The 16,049-nt window shown below is 43.6% G+C and carries 11 protein-coding genes, 1 tRNA gene and 1 pseudogene; 7 read left to right on the top strand and 6 right to left on the bottom strand.

The window, feature by feature from the left end; translation table 11 throughout:
- Nucleotides 1-34 precede the first annotated feature (34 nt).
- From F6J90_RS06090 to F6J90_RS06080, 3 genes are all read left to right on the top strand, one after another.
- Nucleotides 35-1,072 carry a zinc-binding dehydrogenase gene (locus F6J90_RS06090; protein ID WP_293091560.1) on the top strand — a complete coding sequence of 346 codons (1,038 nt, stop codon included), beginning with the start codon at nt 35-37 and terminating at the stop codon, nt 1,070-1,072.
- Between the two features lie 287 nt (nt 1,073-1,359).
- Nucleotides 1,360-2,337, top strand: coding sequence for a glucokinase (gene glk, locus F6J90_RS06085; protein ID WP_293091559.1), 978 nt, complete (start codon nt 1,360-1,362; stop codon nt 2,335-2,337).
- Between the two features lie 267 nt (nt 2,338-2,604).
- Nucleotides 2,605-3,273 (top strand): DUF4037 domain-containing protein, encoded by a 669-nt coding sequence (locus F6J90_RS06080; RefSeq protein ID WP_293091558.1) that lies wholly within the window; start codon nt 2,605-2,607, stop codon nt 3,271-3,273.
- A 318-nt stretch (nt 3,274-3,591) separates the two neighbouring features.
- On the opposite strand, the gene F6J90_RS06075 is transcribed toward F6J90_RS06080, so the two are convergent.
- Nucleotides 3,592-4,557, bottom strand: coding sequence for a DMT family transporter (locus F6J90_RS06075; RefSeq protein ID WP_293091557.1), 966 nt, complete (start codon nt 4,555-4,557; stop codon nt 3,592-3,594).
- Between the two features lie 904 nt (nt 4,558-5,461).
- Here F6J90_RS06075 and F6J90_RS06070 point away from each other — a divergent pair.
- Together F6J90_RS06070 and F6J90_RS06065 are read left to right on the top strand one after the other, a co-directional pair.
- A pseudogene (locus F6J90_RS06070) lies at nt 5,462-6,722 on the top strand (transposase).
- Nucleotides 6,723-6,770: 48 nt separating this feature from the next.
- Nucleotides 6,771-9,371, top strand: a complete 2,601-nt coding sequence (locus F6J90_RS06065; protein WP_293091556.1) for an MBL fold metallo-hydrolase — start codon at nt 6,771-6,773, stop codon at nt 9,369-9,371.
- 79 nt (nt 9,372-9,450) lie between these two features.
- Here the strand turns inward: F6J90_RS06065 and F6J90_RS06060 are convergent.
- Both F6J90_RS06060 and F6J90_RS06055 read right to left on the bottom strand, forming a co-directional pair.
- A tRNA-Cys gene (locus F6J90_RS06060) sits at nt 9,451-9,521 on the bottom strand.
- A 154-nt stretch (nt 9,522-9,675) separates the two neighbouring features.
- A complete protein-coding gene (locus F6J90_RS06055) occupies nt 9,676-10,518 on the bottom strand; it encodes a pentapeptide repeat-containing protein (RefSeq protein ID WP_293091555.1) in 843 nt (280 codons plus the stop codon).
- Between the two features lie 306 nt (nt 10,519-10,824).
- Here F6J90_RS06055 and F6J90_RS06050 point away from each other — a divergent pair, with 306 nt between their 5' ends.
- Both F6J90_RS06050 and pabB read left to right on the top strand, forming a co-directional pair.
- Nucleotides 10,825-12,405, top strand: a complete 1,581-nt coding sequence (locus F6J90_RS06050; protein ID WP_293091554.1) for a dynamin family protein — start codon at nt 10,825-10,827, stop codon at nt 12,403-12,405.
- Nucleotides 12,406-12,886: 481 nt separating this feature from the next.
- On the top strand, nt 12,887-14,359 hold the full coding sequence (pabB, locus tag F6J90_RS06045; RefSeq protein WP_293091553.1) for an aminodeoxychorismate synthase component I: 1,473 nt from the start codon (nt 12,887-12,889) through the stop codon (nt 14,357-14,359).
- Nucleotides 14,360-14,469: 110 nt separating this feature from the next.
- Here pabB and F6J90_RS06040 read toward each other — a convergent pair whose 3' ends face one another.
- From F6J90_RS06040 to remA, 3 genes are all read right to left on the bottom strand, one after another.
- A complete protein-coding gene (locus tag F6J90_RS06040; RefSeq protein ID WP_293091552.1) occupies nt 14,470-14,796 on the bottom strand; it encodes a DUF3082 domain-containing protein in 327 nt (108 codons plus the stop codon).
- A gap of 236 nt (nt 14,797-15,032) precedes the next feature.
- Nucleotides 15,033-15,587, bottom strand: a complete 555-nt coding sequence (gene gmk, locus F6J90_RS06035) for a guanylate kinase (RefSeq protein ID WP_293091551.1) — start codon at nt 15,585-15,587, stop codon at nt 15,033-15,035.
- Nucleotides 15,588-15,611: 24 nt separating this feature from the next.
- A complete protein-coding gene (gene remA / locus F6J90_RS06030) occupies nt 15,612-15,878 on the bottom strand; it encodes an extracellular matrix/biofilm regulator RemA (protein WP_008191366.1) in 267 nt (88 codons plus the stop codon).
- Nucleotides 15,879-16,049: the final 171 nt, after the last annotated feature.

The following is a 16,049-nucleotide window of genomic DNA, read 5'->3' as shown; positions in this document are numbered from 1 at the left end:
CCACCCACAGTAAACAACATTGGAGCAAGAGATTATGACAACCATGCAGGCTGCGGTCTGGTATGGTCCAGGACGTGAGAACTTTCGCTTAGAAAAAATAGACCGACCTGAACCTAGCCCAGGGGAAGTTTTGATACAAGTTCAGAAGTGTTTCTTTTGTGCGATGCACGCACGGGCGGTATTAGTGGGACACGCCAAACATAATCCTCCAGTCATTTTTGGTAGGATGCTGGCGGGAGATGTTGTTGCTGTAGGGGAGGGTGTTACCAAAGTCAAACCAGGGATGCGCGTTACCGTCAACCCAGAAAAACCCTGTGGAGAGTGTTTTTACTGTCAGCGAGGAGCATTAGGCCATTGCCTCAACCCAACTAAGTTACAACCCGGTGGCATGGCTGAGTTTGTATGCGTTCCGGCTTCCCTGGCTAGCGGTATCGTTGAGCTGCCTTCATCAATTCCCTATGAGTTTGCTGCCTTTACAGAAACACTAGCCTGTATCCTTCAGGGTATTGACTTATCTAATATTGGTTTGTCCGATTGTGTGGTAGTTATTGGTGATGGCGGTGTGGGACTGAGCTTCCTTCAGGTAGCGCGCTTGAGAGGTGCTACCAAAATTATTCTAGCTGGCAAACATGATGATTCTCTGGAACAGGCATCAGCCTTGGGTGCTGATCTTACCGTTAATGTTACCCGAGAGTCTCTCAAAGACATAGTGATGGCTCAAACCCAGGGTTATGGTGCTGATGTGGTTATTGAAGCCGTTGGCTCTGGGGAAACCTATGAACAGGCATTGACCCTGCTCAGGTGTGGCGGTACCGCAGTTGGGTTTGGTGGAACACCCCCGGGAACAGAGTTTCGGGGCAATCCTAATTTAATTCATTATCGTTCCCTCAAGATTTATGGTAGCTATCGATATACTCCAGAGCATTTTCGTCAGGCCATAGAACTAATTTGCACAAAGAAGATTGATCTAGAACCGATTATTACCAATACTGTTCCCTTCTCAAAATTAACAACAGAAGCAGTTGATATCCACAATCAGCCGGATTGCCGAGCCTTAGTAATTGATTTTTAAGAAGTTGATTAAGGTAAGCTATCAGCTATCAGCGTGTCGCGTATCAGCTATCAGCTATCAGCGTCGAAGTCTGTGCCACGAGTCATGGATTTTTCCCAGACTTTCAATTATCATTACTCTGGAACTATTAAATTCTCTCGTTCTAGGTTTATTTTAAGCTGACGGCACCTCAAGTAGCGTGAGCTAAAAGCTGACGGCTGACGGCTGACGGCTGAATGCTTACTGATTAAGGTATAATTAACTTAAAACGTTGATAGCATTTTTTTATTTGTAATTTTGAATTACTTATGATATTAGCAGGTGACTTAGGGGCAACAAATTGCCGATTAGCGATATTTGACGAGAACCTCTCTATAGTCCAAAAAAGCACTTATAAGTGTAAAGACTATCACAGTTTTGAGGAGCTGGTAGGGGCTTTCGTTGAAAGCTGTGAGCATCCCATTAAAATTGCTTGTTTCGGCTTACCTGGTCCAATCAAGGAAGGTGTGTGTAAATTGACTAATTTACCCTGGGATAAAGTAGAAGCGGCTAAATTAGTTTCAGTTATAGGTGTTCCGGTTAGCTTGCTCAACGATGTAGAAGCCAATGCTTATGGCATAGAAACCCTAAAGGATGATGAATTAGTTACTCTTAATGTCGGCACTAAAATACCAGGGGGCAATCGAGCAGTAGTATCACCTGGTACTGGCTTGGGAGAAGCAGCAACCGTTGAGGTGAAAGGTCGAGTTCATGCGATCGCATCTGAAGGTGGGAGTACTGACTTTGCTCCTTTAGATGAGCTTCAAGTTGGACTGATGCGTTATGTTGAGCAAGAATACAAACGGGTGAGCTACGAGATTCTTGTAGGAGGTCCTGGCTTGGTTCGTATGTATAATTATTTGCGGGATAGCGGACATGGCAACACCCCTGAATGGTTAGCAGAAGAAATGAGCAAAGGAGAGCCAGCCGCAGCGATTAGTAATGCAGCTCTGGCCAATAAATGTCCCCTTTGCGTGCAAGCTTTAGAGATGTTTGTCTCAATCTTGGCATCTGAAGCCGCAAATGCTGCCCTTAAGTTTTTCGCAACTGGGGGTGTTTATATCGGTGGAGGGATTCCCCCTCGCATTCTCGATAAGCTGCGTGAACCTCTGTTTATGGAAAATTTTATTAATAAAGATAAGATGGTGGATTTGCTGAAGTCTATTCCTATCTATGTGATTCTTAATGACCAGGCCGCTTTGCAGGGTGCTGCTTGGTATGCTCGCAGAAGTCTCTCTGAAACATAACTAATCCTAATTTCCTAATACTAATTTTATTGGCTCTCCCAGACTGGTTATAGTAAATGAGATAGCATTTCTCAATTCGGTGGAGCAGGGACTTCGGAGCAGGGAGTAGGGAGTAGGGAGTAGTGATGCAGCGCCCCTTTATCACAACTACTCTGGGAGAGCCATTTCATTAAATCCCTCTATAGTTGATTAACTCTTGCCTCTTGCCTCTTGCCTTTTGCCTAAGGGAGTATGTTTACATCTCAAATAAAAATGTTATAGAGGATTGTGTCTATAGTTTCTAAATATATTCCCTTAATTAAAACTATTCCGCCCTTAGCCAAAACTCTAGCGGCTCAGTTTGGTGCTTTGGATCAAGTTGTCGCTGTAGCATTAGCAGGTTCTCGAAGCCAACAGGTTTCCGACGACAGATCAGACTACGATTTTTATGTCTATGTCAAGAAAGATATCCCTGTAGAAATTCGAGCTGCGATCGCAAAACAATTTGCAGAGCGCATAGAAATTAACAACCAATTTTGGGAAACAGGTGATGAGTGGATTGATCTCAAATCTGGATTTGGTGTGGATGTGATGTATCGTACCCCCCAATGGATTGAAGAACAGCTTTCACGTATCCTCGTCAACCATCAAGCTTCCATTGGATATTCTACCTGCTTTTGGTGGAATATCCTAACCTCTGTGTGTTTGTATGATGCTGATGGTTGGTTTAAACAGCTACAACAAAAGGTAAACCAGCCCTATCCTGAACCCCTCAAACAAGCCATTATTGCTAAAAATTATCCAATCTTGAGGCAAACTATTTCTGCTTATACTCATCAATTACAATTAGCAATATATCGCCAAGATGCTATCAGTGTCATGCATCGAACCACTGCCTTGTTAGAAAGTTATTTTGATATTATCTTTGCTATCAATGCTGTACCTCATCCAGGATAAAAACGAATCCTAGAACAAGTAATAAATCTATGTTCCAAAGTTCCAGATGGGATAGAATAAAAAATTTATAACATTACAAATTCCTTGTCTTCACCTCCAAGTCTAATTGCTCATATTAATCATCTTATTGATGGTTTAGAACAATTACTTATAGTCGAAGGTTACATCAAACAAAGGGATTGATCGAAGTAGCGCAGTCATCGAGTAAAACTTGTAATAGCAGTTCTCAATCTGGTGAGAACTGCTATTACAACTACCAATTACGGACTAACCCAATTACCGACTCAATAGTAGTATAATCCATAACGGTAAATGGTATTAGGTGTTTTCTTCCTTAATAGTTGGCTTATCAGCACCTTTGCCAGTTTTTGCTAGATAAATCCCCTCCATAATCACAGCAAAACCTAGTAAGTTAAGAATACTTAAGCTTTCTGAAAATAGAATCCAGGCCAGAATAGCAGCAACTACTGGATCGAGAAGCAGGACTAAGGAAACAAAGCCTGAAGAAAAGTGCTTGAGGCTGTATACTACTAAACCATGTCCCACAGCTTCGCAGATAACAGCTAGGGAAATCACTGCTAACCATCCTGACCAAGAAATCGGAAAAATTTGATCGCTGAATATCAGAACCACTGGGATCATAAAAAGTGTTCCCAAAGCACAGCGCCAAATCAGTATTCCTTCTACAGAAAACTTGGTTCGCAGTTGTTCTAATAGTAAAAAGTTTACTGCATAAAATACAGAAGATGCTAAGGCCGCAGTATCACCGATAAAATTATTGGACGATTTTAGAAAATCCTCTATTTGTAGAGTAGTTGCCCCTAACAAGGCAAGTGCCAAACCAATGAGGAATCTACGGTCAAAACGCTGCTTAAATAATAACCATCCTCCTAGAGTAGCGAAAAATGGTGTTAAAGCTCCTAGTACGTTACCATTAGCAACGCTAGTCTTAGTTAAAGACCAAGTCCATAGAAATCGACCACCCAGATGAGATATCGCTACGCCTACCAAAAGTAGGATATCGCTAATTTTATAACCTGACTGTTCGTCATATTTCTGATTCGATGTTTGAGTGCGTACTTGGTTTATTCCATTCCACAAACCAAAGACTAGAGTAGCTATCCAAAGACGATTGAATACTGTGGCATTAGCACTTATTTCTTGAAGAGAAAACCTGATTAAGATGGCTGTTATAGATAAAGCAAGTAAGGCAATTACCAATAATATTATTGGTAGTAATTCTGATGTTTGCTCTCTATTGTCTTCTGTTACAATCGCTTTCATGGTTTGGTGTTCGCTCCTGACTCAAAATACCGTAATTTTTAAGTATTTAGCTATCCTATGATAGCTAATATAAGGCAATCATTGGGTTGATCAACCTAGGATAGTATAGACGACGTGATATATAACGTCTATACAGTTTTTTGATCGTGGTTGATTCTGATGTTACTTGGGTCTTTTTGGTCTGTTATCTTACACTCATCATGAATAGCTGATTAGCTGATAGCTTAGTAGAGTTTAGCTAAGCTATAACCTACTATTCTGCTCCAAATAAATAATAGTCTAATCATAAAGTATCCTGCTCACCAAATCAAAGGTAATCAGTATCAAATTTTTATATCACGTCTGGAGGATTAGTGATGATTAACAATATCCGCATTTTTATTATGGACAATTAAACGGATTTGATATAGAGTACTGTCCGATAGTATTGGCAATGTATTCCAGAGTTAGGCTTACTATTATTGCGATATGGCGATATAGCGAACGCGCAAGCGTCGGGCTTTGCCCGCATCGCACTTTTATTGCGTTCCCGTAGGGGCTCTGAAGGAGCATCCCTTTGGGGTGATCGGGCGACCATCCCTAAAGCACGACGAGGCATTCTTTGAACAACTGTTGGGTCGGTTTATCCTCTGAACCTCAGTCGCGAGCCTTTGAGCCTAATCAGTTAGTGGGATATCTGCTATACTCTACCGGCTCTGGTAGAATACAGGATTATCAGTAACTACCCAAGTAATTTGGTATCATTTCCCATTCTCTTGTCTACCATTAAAGTGGCAACTAATCCAAAAAATTCCCAACTAAACGGGCAAGGGGTCTCCCGTTATAATCTTTGATAAGCGCGGGAGGGGAATTGCCTGACGGGGTATCTTGGTTCTCAACAGATCCCAAGTAGTACAATCAAATTATGCTGTTAACTTACTGCTATCGAATCAAGCCTAGTGACGAACAGATAGCCATCATGGAGAGATGGCTTGAATTGTTGCGTCGTCACTGGAACTATGCTCTAGGGCAACGGCTTGACTGGCTCAAGCGGACTAGAACCCCGATTGACCGTTGCAGTCTTGTGAGTGAGCCGATTGGTGAAATTCCGGAACCTGTCAACTACTACACCCAGCAAGCCGCCCTTAAAGAAACTAAGCGGTGGTTCCCTGAGTACAAACAAATCTACACAGAAACTCAGCAGGTTAACCTACAACGGCTTAATAAAGCATGGGATAGATGGCGAAAACCTGATGTTAATGGTCAACGAGGGGGACGACCACGGTTTAAGAAAACTGGTGACTTGCGATCTTTTGTATTCCCACGGGTTAACAATTCCAGAGCGGGAGCACATCTAAAAGATGGAGTGCTTGAGCTGAGTCGGATTGGTGAGATACCTGTGGTAATGCACAGACCCATACCCGACGGTTTCACTCTCAAACAATGCACTATCGTTAAAAAAGCAGACGGTTGGTATTGTTGCATTTCAATGAAAGATGATACTGTCCCTGAGTTTATTCCTGTAGATTCAGTTAAATCGTCTGTTGGTATTGATGTGGGTTTAGAAAAATTTTTAACCACATCAGATGCTGAGGCTATTGCAATTCCTCAGTTTTACCGAAAGGCTCAAGACAAGTTAGCAAAAGCCCAACGGGTTATGTCCCGTCGTGTTAAGGGTTCTAAAAACTGGGAAAAAGCTAAGAATCAAGTGGCTTTATTGCACCTTCATTTAACCCGTTGCCGAAAGGAATTTCATTATCAAGTTGCTCATTGGTTATGTAGTAATTACGACCTGATTGCTCATGAAGATTTAAACATCAAAGGACTTGCCAGAACAAAACTGGCCAAATCAATACATGATGCGGCGTGGGGGGCATTTCTGGAAATTTTACAAGCAGTAGCGGTCAAACGCGGTTTGTTACTCCAGAAAGTTGACCCCCGTCGGACAAGTATTGAGTGCTTCAATTGTGGATCTAGGGCCCTTGAAAAGTTTAAGTGAGCGCGTTCATCATTGTTCCAGTTGTGGTGTTTCGATTGACCGTGACTGGAACAGTGGTATCAACATTTTGAATCGTGCGTTAATGGCGGTTGGACTGCCGCTGAATGGCTGTGGTAAATCGATACAAGATATCGAGGATCAGCAAGTCTCATTTGTAAATCTGAGAAGCCTACATCATAATCTTTGATTTGATGTAGGAATAGTCACACAGCCCACTTCTAATGCCACTACAGCGATGACCAATACCATCCAATGCACCTTAACTGGAAACATCGAGTCAGTAGCTCAGGTAAACTATCTCCTCAGTCAGGATGGCCTTCGATTCAAAATCAAAACCTTGCCCACTGATGATATTCCTACTGGAATCCATTCCTGGCAAGTCGCCCCCAATACTAGCTCAGATGGTGTAATAGGCTCTCTCTACCTAGAAGCCATGACTGAGACAGTCCAGGAAGAGCAATGGTTAATCGCTGGCAGAGTAGTGCAGTTAGGAAAACGAGGACAGTTTGTACAACTAAAAGTTTCCAGACCAGGACAGAAAACCCTGAAGATCAGTGTCTTGGGCTCTAGCAAGCACATGAAAATTGGGGAACTGTGGGAAGTAGTTGCTAAGCGCCAACGGGATACCCTGATTTTACATCGAGCTTTACCCCAAGTAGAGCACAATTCCAATAGCCGCGCAGCTTCGAAGAAAAACCGCAGCCACAAACCGGTCGAGTCTAGGAAGTATAAACATGAGTCAACATTTCAACAAACCCAAACAACCTTGTTACAGCAGGCTCTGACCAGGCTATCAGATGACCATTATCCCTCCAAATCCACACTAGCTGCTCCCCCGACGGAAACCATTGATAGAGTCTTAGCCACGTTGAAACAGAAAACCGGTGTCAAAGATTGGCAATTAGACTTGCCTAAACAGCGAGGTCGAACAAGATGGGAATGGGAAGCGTTCTCCCCTTCAACCCAGCAACAAGCACGAGTGAGTTTGAAGGGAAACTATATCCACGTATATTATTACCAGTTTCCGGATATCCCATCTCCAAGTGTTGATTCTCAATCCTATGATCGTTTAATTGTTACTCCTTTAGGAGCAGCTAGAAGCATTGGTGCCAGTTGTTTCCAAATTCTGATTGGTCCGTATGAAGTAGTTTTAGACTGTGGAACTCGACCCAAAGGCTACGACCCTTTGCCAGCCTTGGACTATCTGGATAATCCTAACCTGCTCCTGATCTCCCATAGCCATCAAGACCACCTTGGTGCTGTCCCCGTCTTTCACAGCCGCTACCCTGGTGCGCGGATGATTTCCACTCATGGCACCAGGGAAATTGCCCATGTCATGCTCAGGGATGGACTTAAGATACAGCAACTGAATGAAGACTCTCCCGAGTTATTTGATGAGACGGATTTAGAACAAACCTTGTTTCAATTGGAAACTCAACCAGTAGGCAAAGACTTTGAGCCCTTACCGGGACTAATGGTAAGGTTCATCAATGCCGGGCATATCTTAGGTGCGGCTTGTATCTATCTGCGCTATAAGGATATGTCTTTACTCTACACCGGAGACTTCCACACTACCAATAGTCGCAGCACTAACGGATTGAATTTAGCTGAGCTTCCTGAAGCGGATATTTTAATTACTGAGTCTACCTATGGTTCCTCTGTCCACCCCGCTAGAAGAAATCAAGAAACTGCATTGATGGAATCCATTGCTGAAGTAGTGCAAGCTGGGGGCAATGTCTTGATTCCCTCTTTTGCTTTGGGTAGAGCTCAGGAAATCTTGTTAGCCATCCGCACCTCCAAGCTATTTAATAAATTAACAGTTCCCATCTTTGTGGATGGATTGGTCAGAGCAGTCACAGAGGTATTTCGAGAAAACCTGGACTTATTGCCTATTCCAGTTCAAAACTTAGTTAAGATTAACGGCCAGGAACCATTCTTTGATAAAACCAGTATACCCCCGATTATTTCTATCGAACACTTTCGGGAACGTCCGATTGCGATCGCAAAACCCAGTGTAATTGTGGCCAGTTCAGGTATGCTCACCGGTGGACCTTCAGTCTATTATGCCTCAGTACTGCTAGAGCGAGAGAATGCTGCCATCTTTATTTCTGGCTACACTGATGAGGAATCCCCTGGCCGCCTCCTGCAAAGTCTCAAAACTGGCGACACTATTGAACTAGATGGGAAACCAATTACCGTCAAAGCTCAAATCAAACGGTTTAACCTCTCTGCCCATACAGATAAAGTAGGACTCGGACAAGTAATCAACAAGGTAAAGCCCAAGCACCTAGTCTTAATTCACGGAGAATTAGAAGCCTTACACCAAGTAGCCCGGTCTGGAGACAATCAGTCCTTGTTCTATATCCATATTCCTGCTGTCGGGGATAAAATTGAATTAGGAGTAGCACCGGAACAGCTTTCCCGACAGCAGATTGCTAAGATTCAGCAACCCCAAGAGTTTGACGTTATGGTAGAGACTTTTGGGACCGATGCTTGGTTGCGAGTTCCCGAAGAGGTGGTGGAAAAAGACCCTCGATGGCAGACCTTGAGTATCAGCGGCATTATCAAAGCGCGATGGGATGGTGTGAATCTCAAGCTTGCTCCCATGCAACCGGAAATGATAATTCAGGAAGAAGAAATTGAAGCAGGGCTTAAGAGTGGAAAGGATTGCTGTGCCGTGTGTCAGTTTTTCAGTGGTAGATTTTGTGAGTCTCCTGATAGTCCTTTGTTTGAGCGGAGGGTTGATCCCTTGGCAATCTGTGATCAATTTCAATCTAAAGTCCAGGATTTGTCAACTCTTGACACTGACCTTCTGTTGGCAGAGGAAGTTGATTAGTGACAGGAGCGTTCCCCTGCAGCTGGACTTTAAGATCTTCGCGATCTTCGGGATTTTCCCGGTCTTACCCATTTCAACAAGGCGGCACCCAGATTCGAACTGGGGATAAAGGCTTTGCAGGCCCCTGCCTTACCACTTGGCTATGCCGCCACTAGTTTCTTATTCTATCATACTATATCAGTTTTCAATTTCTTTGAATATCTTTGAATTGCCCATATTCAAAACTTCCTGCGTCCAGTGCGTCCCCTTTGTCCGGTGCTGACCTAGTCAACGAAGACGCAAAGAACACTGATAAGTAGGTTTTTTACTGGTTTATTGTACCGTTGGGCATAGTTGCCTGATTTAGATTAGTGTTATCGAAATTAGCACCATTGGTCATAGCATCCCTGAGATCAGACCTTTCTAAGTCTGCCCTGGCCAGATCGGTACCATTGAGATTGGCACCACTCAAGTTAGATCCTTTTAAATCTGTATTACTTAAATTGGCACCAGTCAGGTTAGCACCGCTTAAATCCGCATTAGCTAAATCTGCTCCAGCAAAATCGGCACCAGTGAGATTGGCATTGCTTAAGTTAGCCTGACTTAAATCAGCACCGCTGAAGTTAGCACCAGTCAGGTTAGCATTAGTCAAATCTGCTCCTGACAAGTCCACATTCGTACAATCTGCCCCACTGAGATTAGCACCGCTCAGGTATTTATCGATCAGGGGTGTACACTTGTTAATATGTCCTGACCCTAGATTATCCCCAAACGCTGTGGATTGGTCTTGAGGTACACTTACCTGTATTGGCTCCGCTTCTGCCACTGCTCTAGTTTCCAATGGCTCCGCTTCTGCCACTAGTCTAGGTTCTAGAAAATTAGCTAACCATCCTATACTCGCAAGAGCGAGTAAGACTGTACCCATACCAATCAACATCAGACCAGATCTATGACTATGATGTTTGGAGAGTAGGGATTGAGAATGCGTTCGCTTTTTAATCTCAGCAAGGGCTTTTTCCATAAATTCTGGCGGAATTTGTGCCTCTTTACCTGCTTCAATCAACTCCTTTACAGAATAGCTTTGGTTGTGCTGAGCATAGAGTTGAGCCGCTAGGGCAAATACTTGGTGGGCTTGGTCTTCAGGGATACGGTCTTTTGGGAGTTTCATAGTTATTTGGAGCGTTGGGAAGCCAGTGAGAGCTGAGATAGTAGAAGTGTCAGGCTGTCAAGCCTGTCAATTTCTAATCTAGCAAGCCAGACTTTTAAGTGTTAATGGTTGGTTAATCGAGCTTGGTGACTTCACCGCTAAACTGATCACGGAAGTGAGGGTGATCTATCCCGCCAGTCAAGAAACTTACCTTAAGGTGAAGCGGGGCCGATGATTGACTAGCGTACGCTTTGGATTTATGCTTCTGTATCTTGCTAATACTTGGTAATATAATGAGATCTGTTCGCTCATTTCGCTCATAGTAACGTGGTCACCCTTCCTGTTCAACAAGAGCATCTGTTTAACCGCAGCCTCAACACCATCAAAGGTGTAAAACTACTCTTTGTCGAAGCAGAGCTGCTTTTCGATGTCTCTTGCCCTGATCTTGATGCCCTCAAGCAGCAACTGGAAAATCCCTTCTCGATCTTTGTCTGTGGAGAATTTAATGCCGGAAAATCCAGTGTGCTGAATCGGTTGAGTAATGACGAGCTAGCTGCTGTGGGCATACTTCCGACCACAAACTCGATTCAACCCTATTACCCAGAGGGGTTTGATGGCATTGTCTTTATTGATAGCCCAGGCACAAACTCTATCATTGAACGTCACCAAGAACTTACAGAGAATTATCTACAGCATGCTGATATCATCCTGTTTGTCACCTCAGTGGAACGACCTCTGACTAAATCAGAGCTGGACTTTCTCTCGTTAGTCAGTAAGATCTGGGTACGTAAAGTAATCGTTATTATTAATAAAGTGGATCTGATCACCCCACAAGAGAGTGAACAGATTATCTCACACGTCAAAGATGGACTTCGTGATGTCTTTACAGAAGTACCACCCTTATTTACAGTATCAACACGCACTGGCAAAAACATCGACACCCTACGAGACTTCTTACTAGAGTTTCTGGTAGAAGCTGAAAAAATACGGCTAAAACTTCAGGGTCCTCAGAATTCTTTGTTAGTTTACCTAGAGCAGTTAGAGAAAAAGAACCATGACGCACGGGCGAAAGTTATTGCCGAAAAAACGATATTTGACCGATCTCTGTTGCGAATCGATGAGCGAATTGAGCAATATGACCTGATTTTTGGTGTCTTTAGAGAAAAAATTCGTGACCTGTTTACCAATCTAATTCAACAATTACATAAAGTAATCCAGGATAATTTCGCCTTCATTAGCCTATTGAAAAAGCGTATTATTAGGGAAGACGATCTCCTGGAAGAAAAAGTAGCTAGGGCGATCAAGGAGGTAAAACTTGAGCAACAAATGGAGGACATTGTTAAGGAAGCAGCATCAACCCTTCTCAAATATCGAGAACAAATTATTCGTGAAGCTAGGGAAGATTTACAAGTAGCAGCAACCCTCTCAGAGGACTCATTTCAGGTTCCGGAAGTTAATAGTGATAAAATTGATACCACTGCTATCTCTGAAAATCTTAAGGTAGCTTCAGAAAAGGGACTCAACAACTTTTTGACCTTGGGCACTGCTGCCGCAGCAACAGGAATTGGGGGACATGTAGTAGCCACCGCTGCACTATTTGATCTGTCAGCTTTTGTACTAGCTCTGATGTTGACCATGTTTAGCTTCAATGCAGTTCCTAAGCAGCGTGATAAGGCAACCCAACAGCTTGATGAAACCTTGCGTGAGTTGCAGAATAACTATACCGATAAGCTAAAACAAGGTTTGCAGCAAGAATTGGTAAACAGCCTCAAGCAGTTCACTGATTCTCTGAAGCCGAGACTGGGGGAAATTGAGCATAAACTCGCTGCCAGTCAATCATTGGAGGATAATTTACAAAGTCTCCGGCAGGAGATTAACGATATTCTAAAGGAGGTAGAGCAGCTATAGCTGTCACGGCGTAAGCTATCAGCGTGTCGCGTATCAGCTATCAGCTATTAGCGTGTCGCGTATCAGCTATTAGCGTGTCGCGTATCAGTTATCAGCGATTAGCGCTACAGATGGTGCTACTTGAGGTGCTATCAGCTATCAGTTATTGGCCAGGTTACTGTTCGCGCAGCGTGCGCGTAGCGCAATCCGTGCTTTTGAATAAAATAAGCTGACCACTGACCGCTGACCACTGACTGCACCTCAAGTAGCGTGCGCGTAGCGCATATGCTTATATGGGCTTTTGCCCAGACTTTCAATTCTGTAAAATTTGGAACTATTAGGTGCGACCCGTGGCGAATTTAATAATTAGATGCGGAAAGCGCACCTTTAAATTCTCCCTTTTGATGTTTATTTTAAGCATTAGGCTGTTCGCGTAGCGTGAGCCTTTGGCTGACGGCTGAATGCTGACGGCTGAATGCTGACCTCACGGCTGTTTGATCGAATGATTTTTAATATTCATAGTCGCAAGCTCACGGTATACCCTGATTCGGAACGAGTGTTTGTTCATCTATTTGGCTCACAACCAAAAGCATTCTGGCTAGACAGCTCTCGCATAGAACCTGGTCTATCTCGTTTTTCTTTTATGGGAGATGGTACAGGACCAAACAGCCTGCTAGTGCAATACTCGATTACTGACCAAAAACTTACCATTAACTGCTCGGAACAAACAACACATAGTAGAGAAAGTATCTTCTCCTATCTACACAGAGAACTTGAGCGGCGATACAACTGTTTAGAAGGACTTCCCTTTGACTTTAATTGTGGTTTTGTTGGCTACTTTGGTTACGAACTAAAAGCAGAATGTGGAGGAAAGCTCGTCCATCAATCGCCATTTCCAGATGCGATGTTTCTCTTAGCAGACCGAATTATTGCTTTTGACCATCAAGAGCAAGTAACCTATCTGTTGTGTCTGACTAAAAAAGGGGAAACTGAGCAAACAAATGCTTGGTTTGAAGGTATCGAAAAACAGCTTTGTACTCTACCTCCTCTGGCTCCCATTGAGTTAGACTATACTCATCGAAAAGTTAGCTTTCAATTGAGTCGTTCCTACCAGAGATATCTGGAGGATATTCAAGAAAGTCTGGATAAAATTAAAGCTGGAGAAAGCTACGAAATTTGCTTGACTAACAAAATTTATGCCAATATCGAACTTGACCCCTTGGCATTTTACCGAAGGTTGCGCCAACTCAATCCTGCACCCTACTCTGCCTTCCTAAGATTTGGCGAACTAGCTGTGGCTTGTTCATCCCCAGAACGATTCCTGAAAATTGACTCCTCAGGTTGGGTAGAATCTAAACCCATTAAAGGAACTGCTGCACGAGGCCAAACAGACGAAGAAGACCGACTGTTGTGCGAAGCGTTACGCACTCAGGAAAAAAACCGTTGTGAAAACATAATGATTGTAGACTTACTTAGGAACGATTTGGGCAGGGTTTGCGAAATTGGCAGTGTCCATGTCCCTAAGTTAATGGATGTGGAAACCTATGCCACAGTTCATCAACTGGTGAGTACAATTCGGGGTCGTTTGCGTCCAGATGTACGGGTGGGGGACTGTATCCGTGCCACATTTCCTGGAGGATCCATGACTGGTGCTCCTAAGATCTCAACCATGGAGATTATTGATCGATTGGAACTTCAGGCCAGGGGAATCTATTCCGGAGCGATCGGGTTTCTTGCACTCAACGGTGCTGCAGACCTTAACATTGTGATCCGAACTGCTGAGATTACTCCCAATCAGGTATCGATTGGTATTGGTGGTGCTCTGATTGCGTTATCGAATCCCCAGCTGGAATTTGAAGAAACCCTACTGAAGGCTGAAGCCCTAGTGCGTGCGATTGTCTACACGGTTTGTGGAGAGTTTTCCCCAGAGTTGTTTGATATTGATGGTTTACAAACCCAGATGGTGAATTGTTAATATAGCAGTTCTCAATGGGTGAAGTACCTCGTCCAGGGTTTTAGGGAGTAGGGAGTAGGGAGTAGGGAGTAGGGAGTAGGGGTAAGAAAATTAAATTTACCTTCCGAGCATCACTTGGGCGGTAGAGTGCCGAACTTCGTTCGGTAGAGTTGTTGAATTGCCAAAGCTACCAAACCAATGGTAGTAATACCAAAGATAAAGGTGGCTAGGGTACTGACTCCCACTACCAGCGTCCGAACTGCGATCGCAATTTTGAGTGCTGTCTGAGAGTTAGACGTGAGGGGTTTATTAGCAAAGGTGGTAGCAATCGAGGCAGTTAGAAAATAAATAGCGCTCGTCAATCCTCCAGAAATCAATGCTCCCGTAAGGCAGCGCCAGGGCGAAGGTAGCGCTTGAGTACTCTTAGGGGTTTCCGTGTCTTGGTTAGATGTTGTCATTAGTCATTAGTGACCAGTATTCAGCAAGTATTAAGCAGGGTTTTAACTATTATCCGGTAGCTTGTTATCTCTACTACTTGTTATCTCTACTAGTTGAACTCTCCGGAGGCTGATCCACAGGGGATTCTAAGCTGACATATCTCAACCAGTTATCGATACCAGGGTCTATAACGAAGCTACCAGACATAATATTACCTTTGTGTGTGTGTAATTACCTTTCTGTGTAATACTTAGTGTTAAGATGGAATGATAGCTGCTTCCAACTTTTGTAGGGCTTGTTTGAAATCTTGATTAACAATTGTCACATCAAATTCATCAGCAGCTTCAATTTCGGCTTTGGCAATAGAAAGGCGTTGGGCGATTACTTCTTCACTATCCTTACCCCTCAAGCGAATCCGCTGCTCTAATTCATCTAGACTGGGGGGTAGTACAAAGATACGCAGGGCAGAGGGAAAGGTTTTGTTGATTTTCCTTGCCCCAACCAATTCTATTTCTAAAATAACAGACCTACCCTTCTCAAGAAGCTGCTTGACTGGCAAACTAGGTGTACCGTAGTAATTACCAGCGTACTCAGCCCACTCTAAAAGCTCATCCCCTATGATCATTTCTTCAAACTGGTCACGAGTGACAAAGTAATAGTGTTTCCCATGCACCTCCCCAGGACGTGGTTGCCTGGTGGTTGCTGACACCGAAAGATCAAGTTCCGGGTGTCGCTTCAGGAGGTGGCGCAGCAAGGTTCCTTTACCAACACCAGAAGGACCAGTCAATACAATGAGTCTCCCTGCTTCCATGTTGAGTCTAGTTAAGCTTCAAGCTTAATGGTTACCATTGTGACTATCTTTATTGATAACGAAGCGATGGGCAACAGTTTCTGGCTGAATTGCCGAGAGGATGACATGGCTGGAATCGGTCACAATTACCGCTCTGGTGCGACGCCCGTAGGTTGCATCAATGAGATATCCACGCTCTTTTGCCTCAGTAATGATCCGCTTGATAGGAGCAGACTCTGGAGAAACAATTGCTACAACTCGGTTTGCTGAAACAATGTTACCAAAACCAATATTAATCAGCTGAATGTCCATGAGCAACTAACGGCAAAAGCCGGATGAGAAGCTAGTATAAGTATTCAAGTACAATAGTAGCGACATTAATTTAGCCTTACAAGCCTAAAATCTGGTAAAAAACCGGATTTTAGGGAATCATCCGTTTTCACTGTTGAGTACATAGGGTATTTTGTTGCCAGATAACCAACC

The organism is Moorena sp. SIOASIH, assembly GCF_010671925.1.
Taxonomy (GTDB): Bacteria; Cyanobacteriota; Cyanobacteriia; order Cyanobacteriales; family Coleofasciculaceae; genus Moorena.
This window is presented reverse-complemented; position numbering and strand designations above follow the sequence as displayed.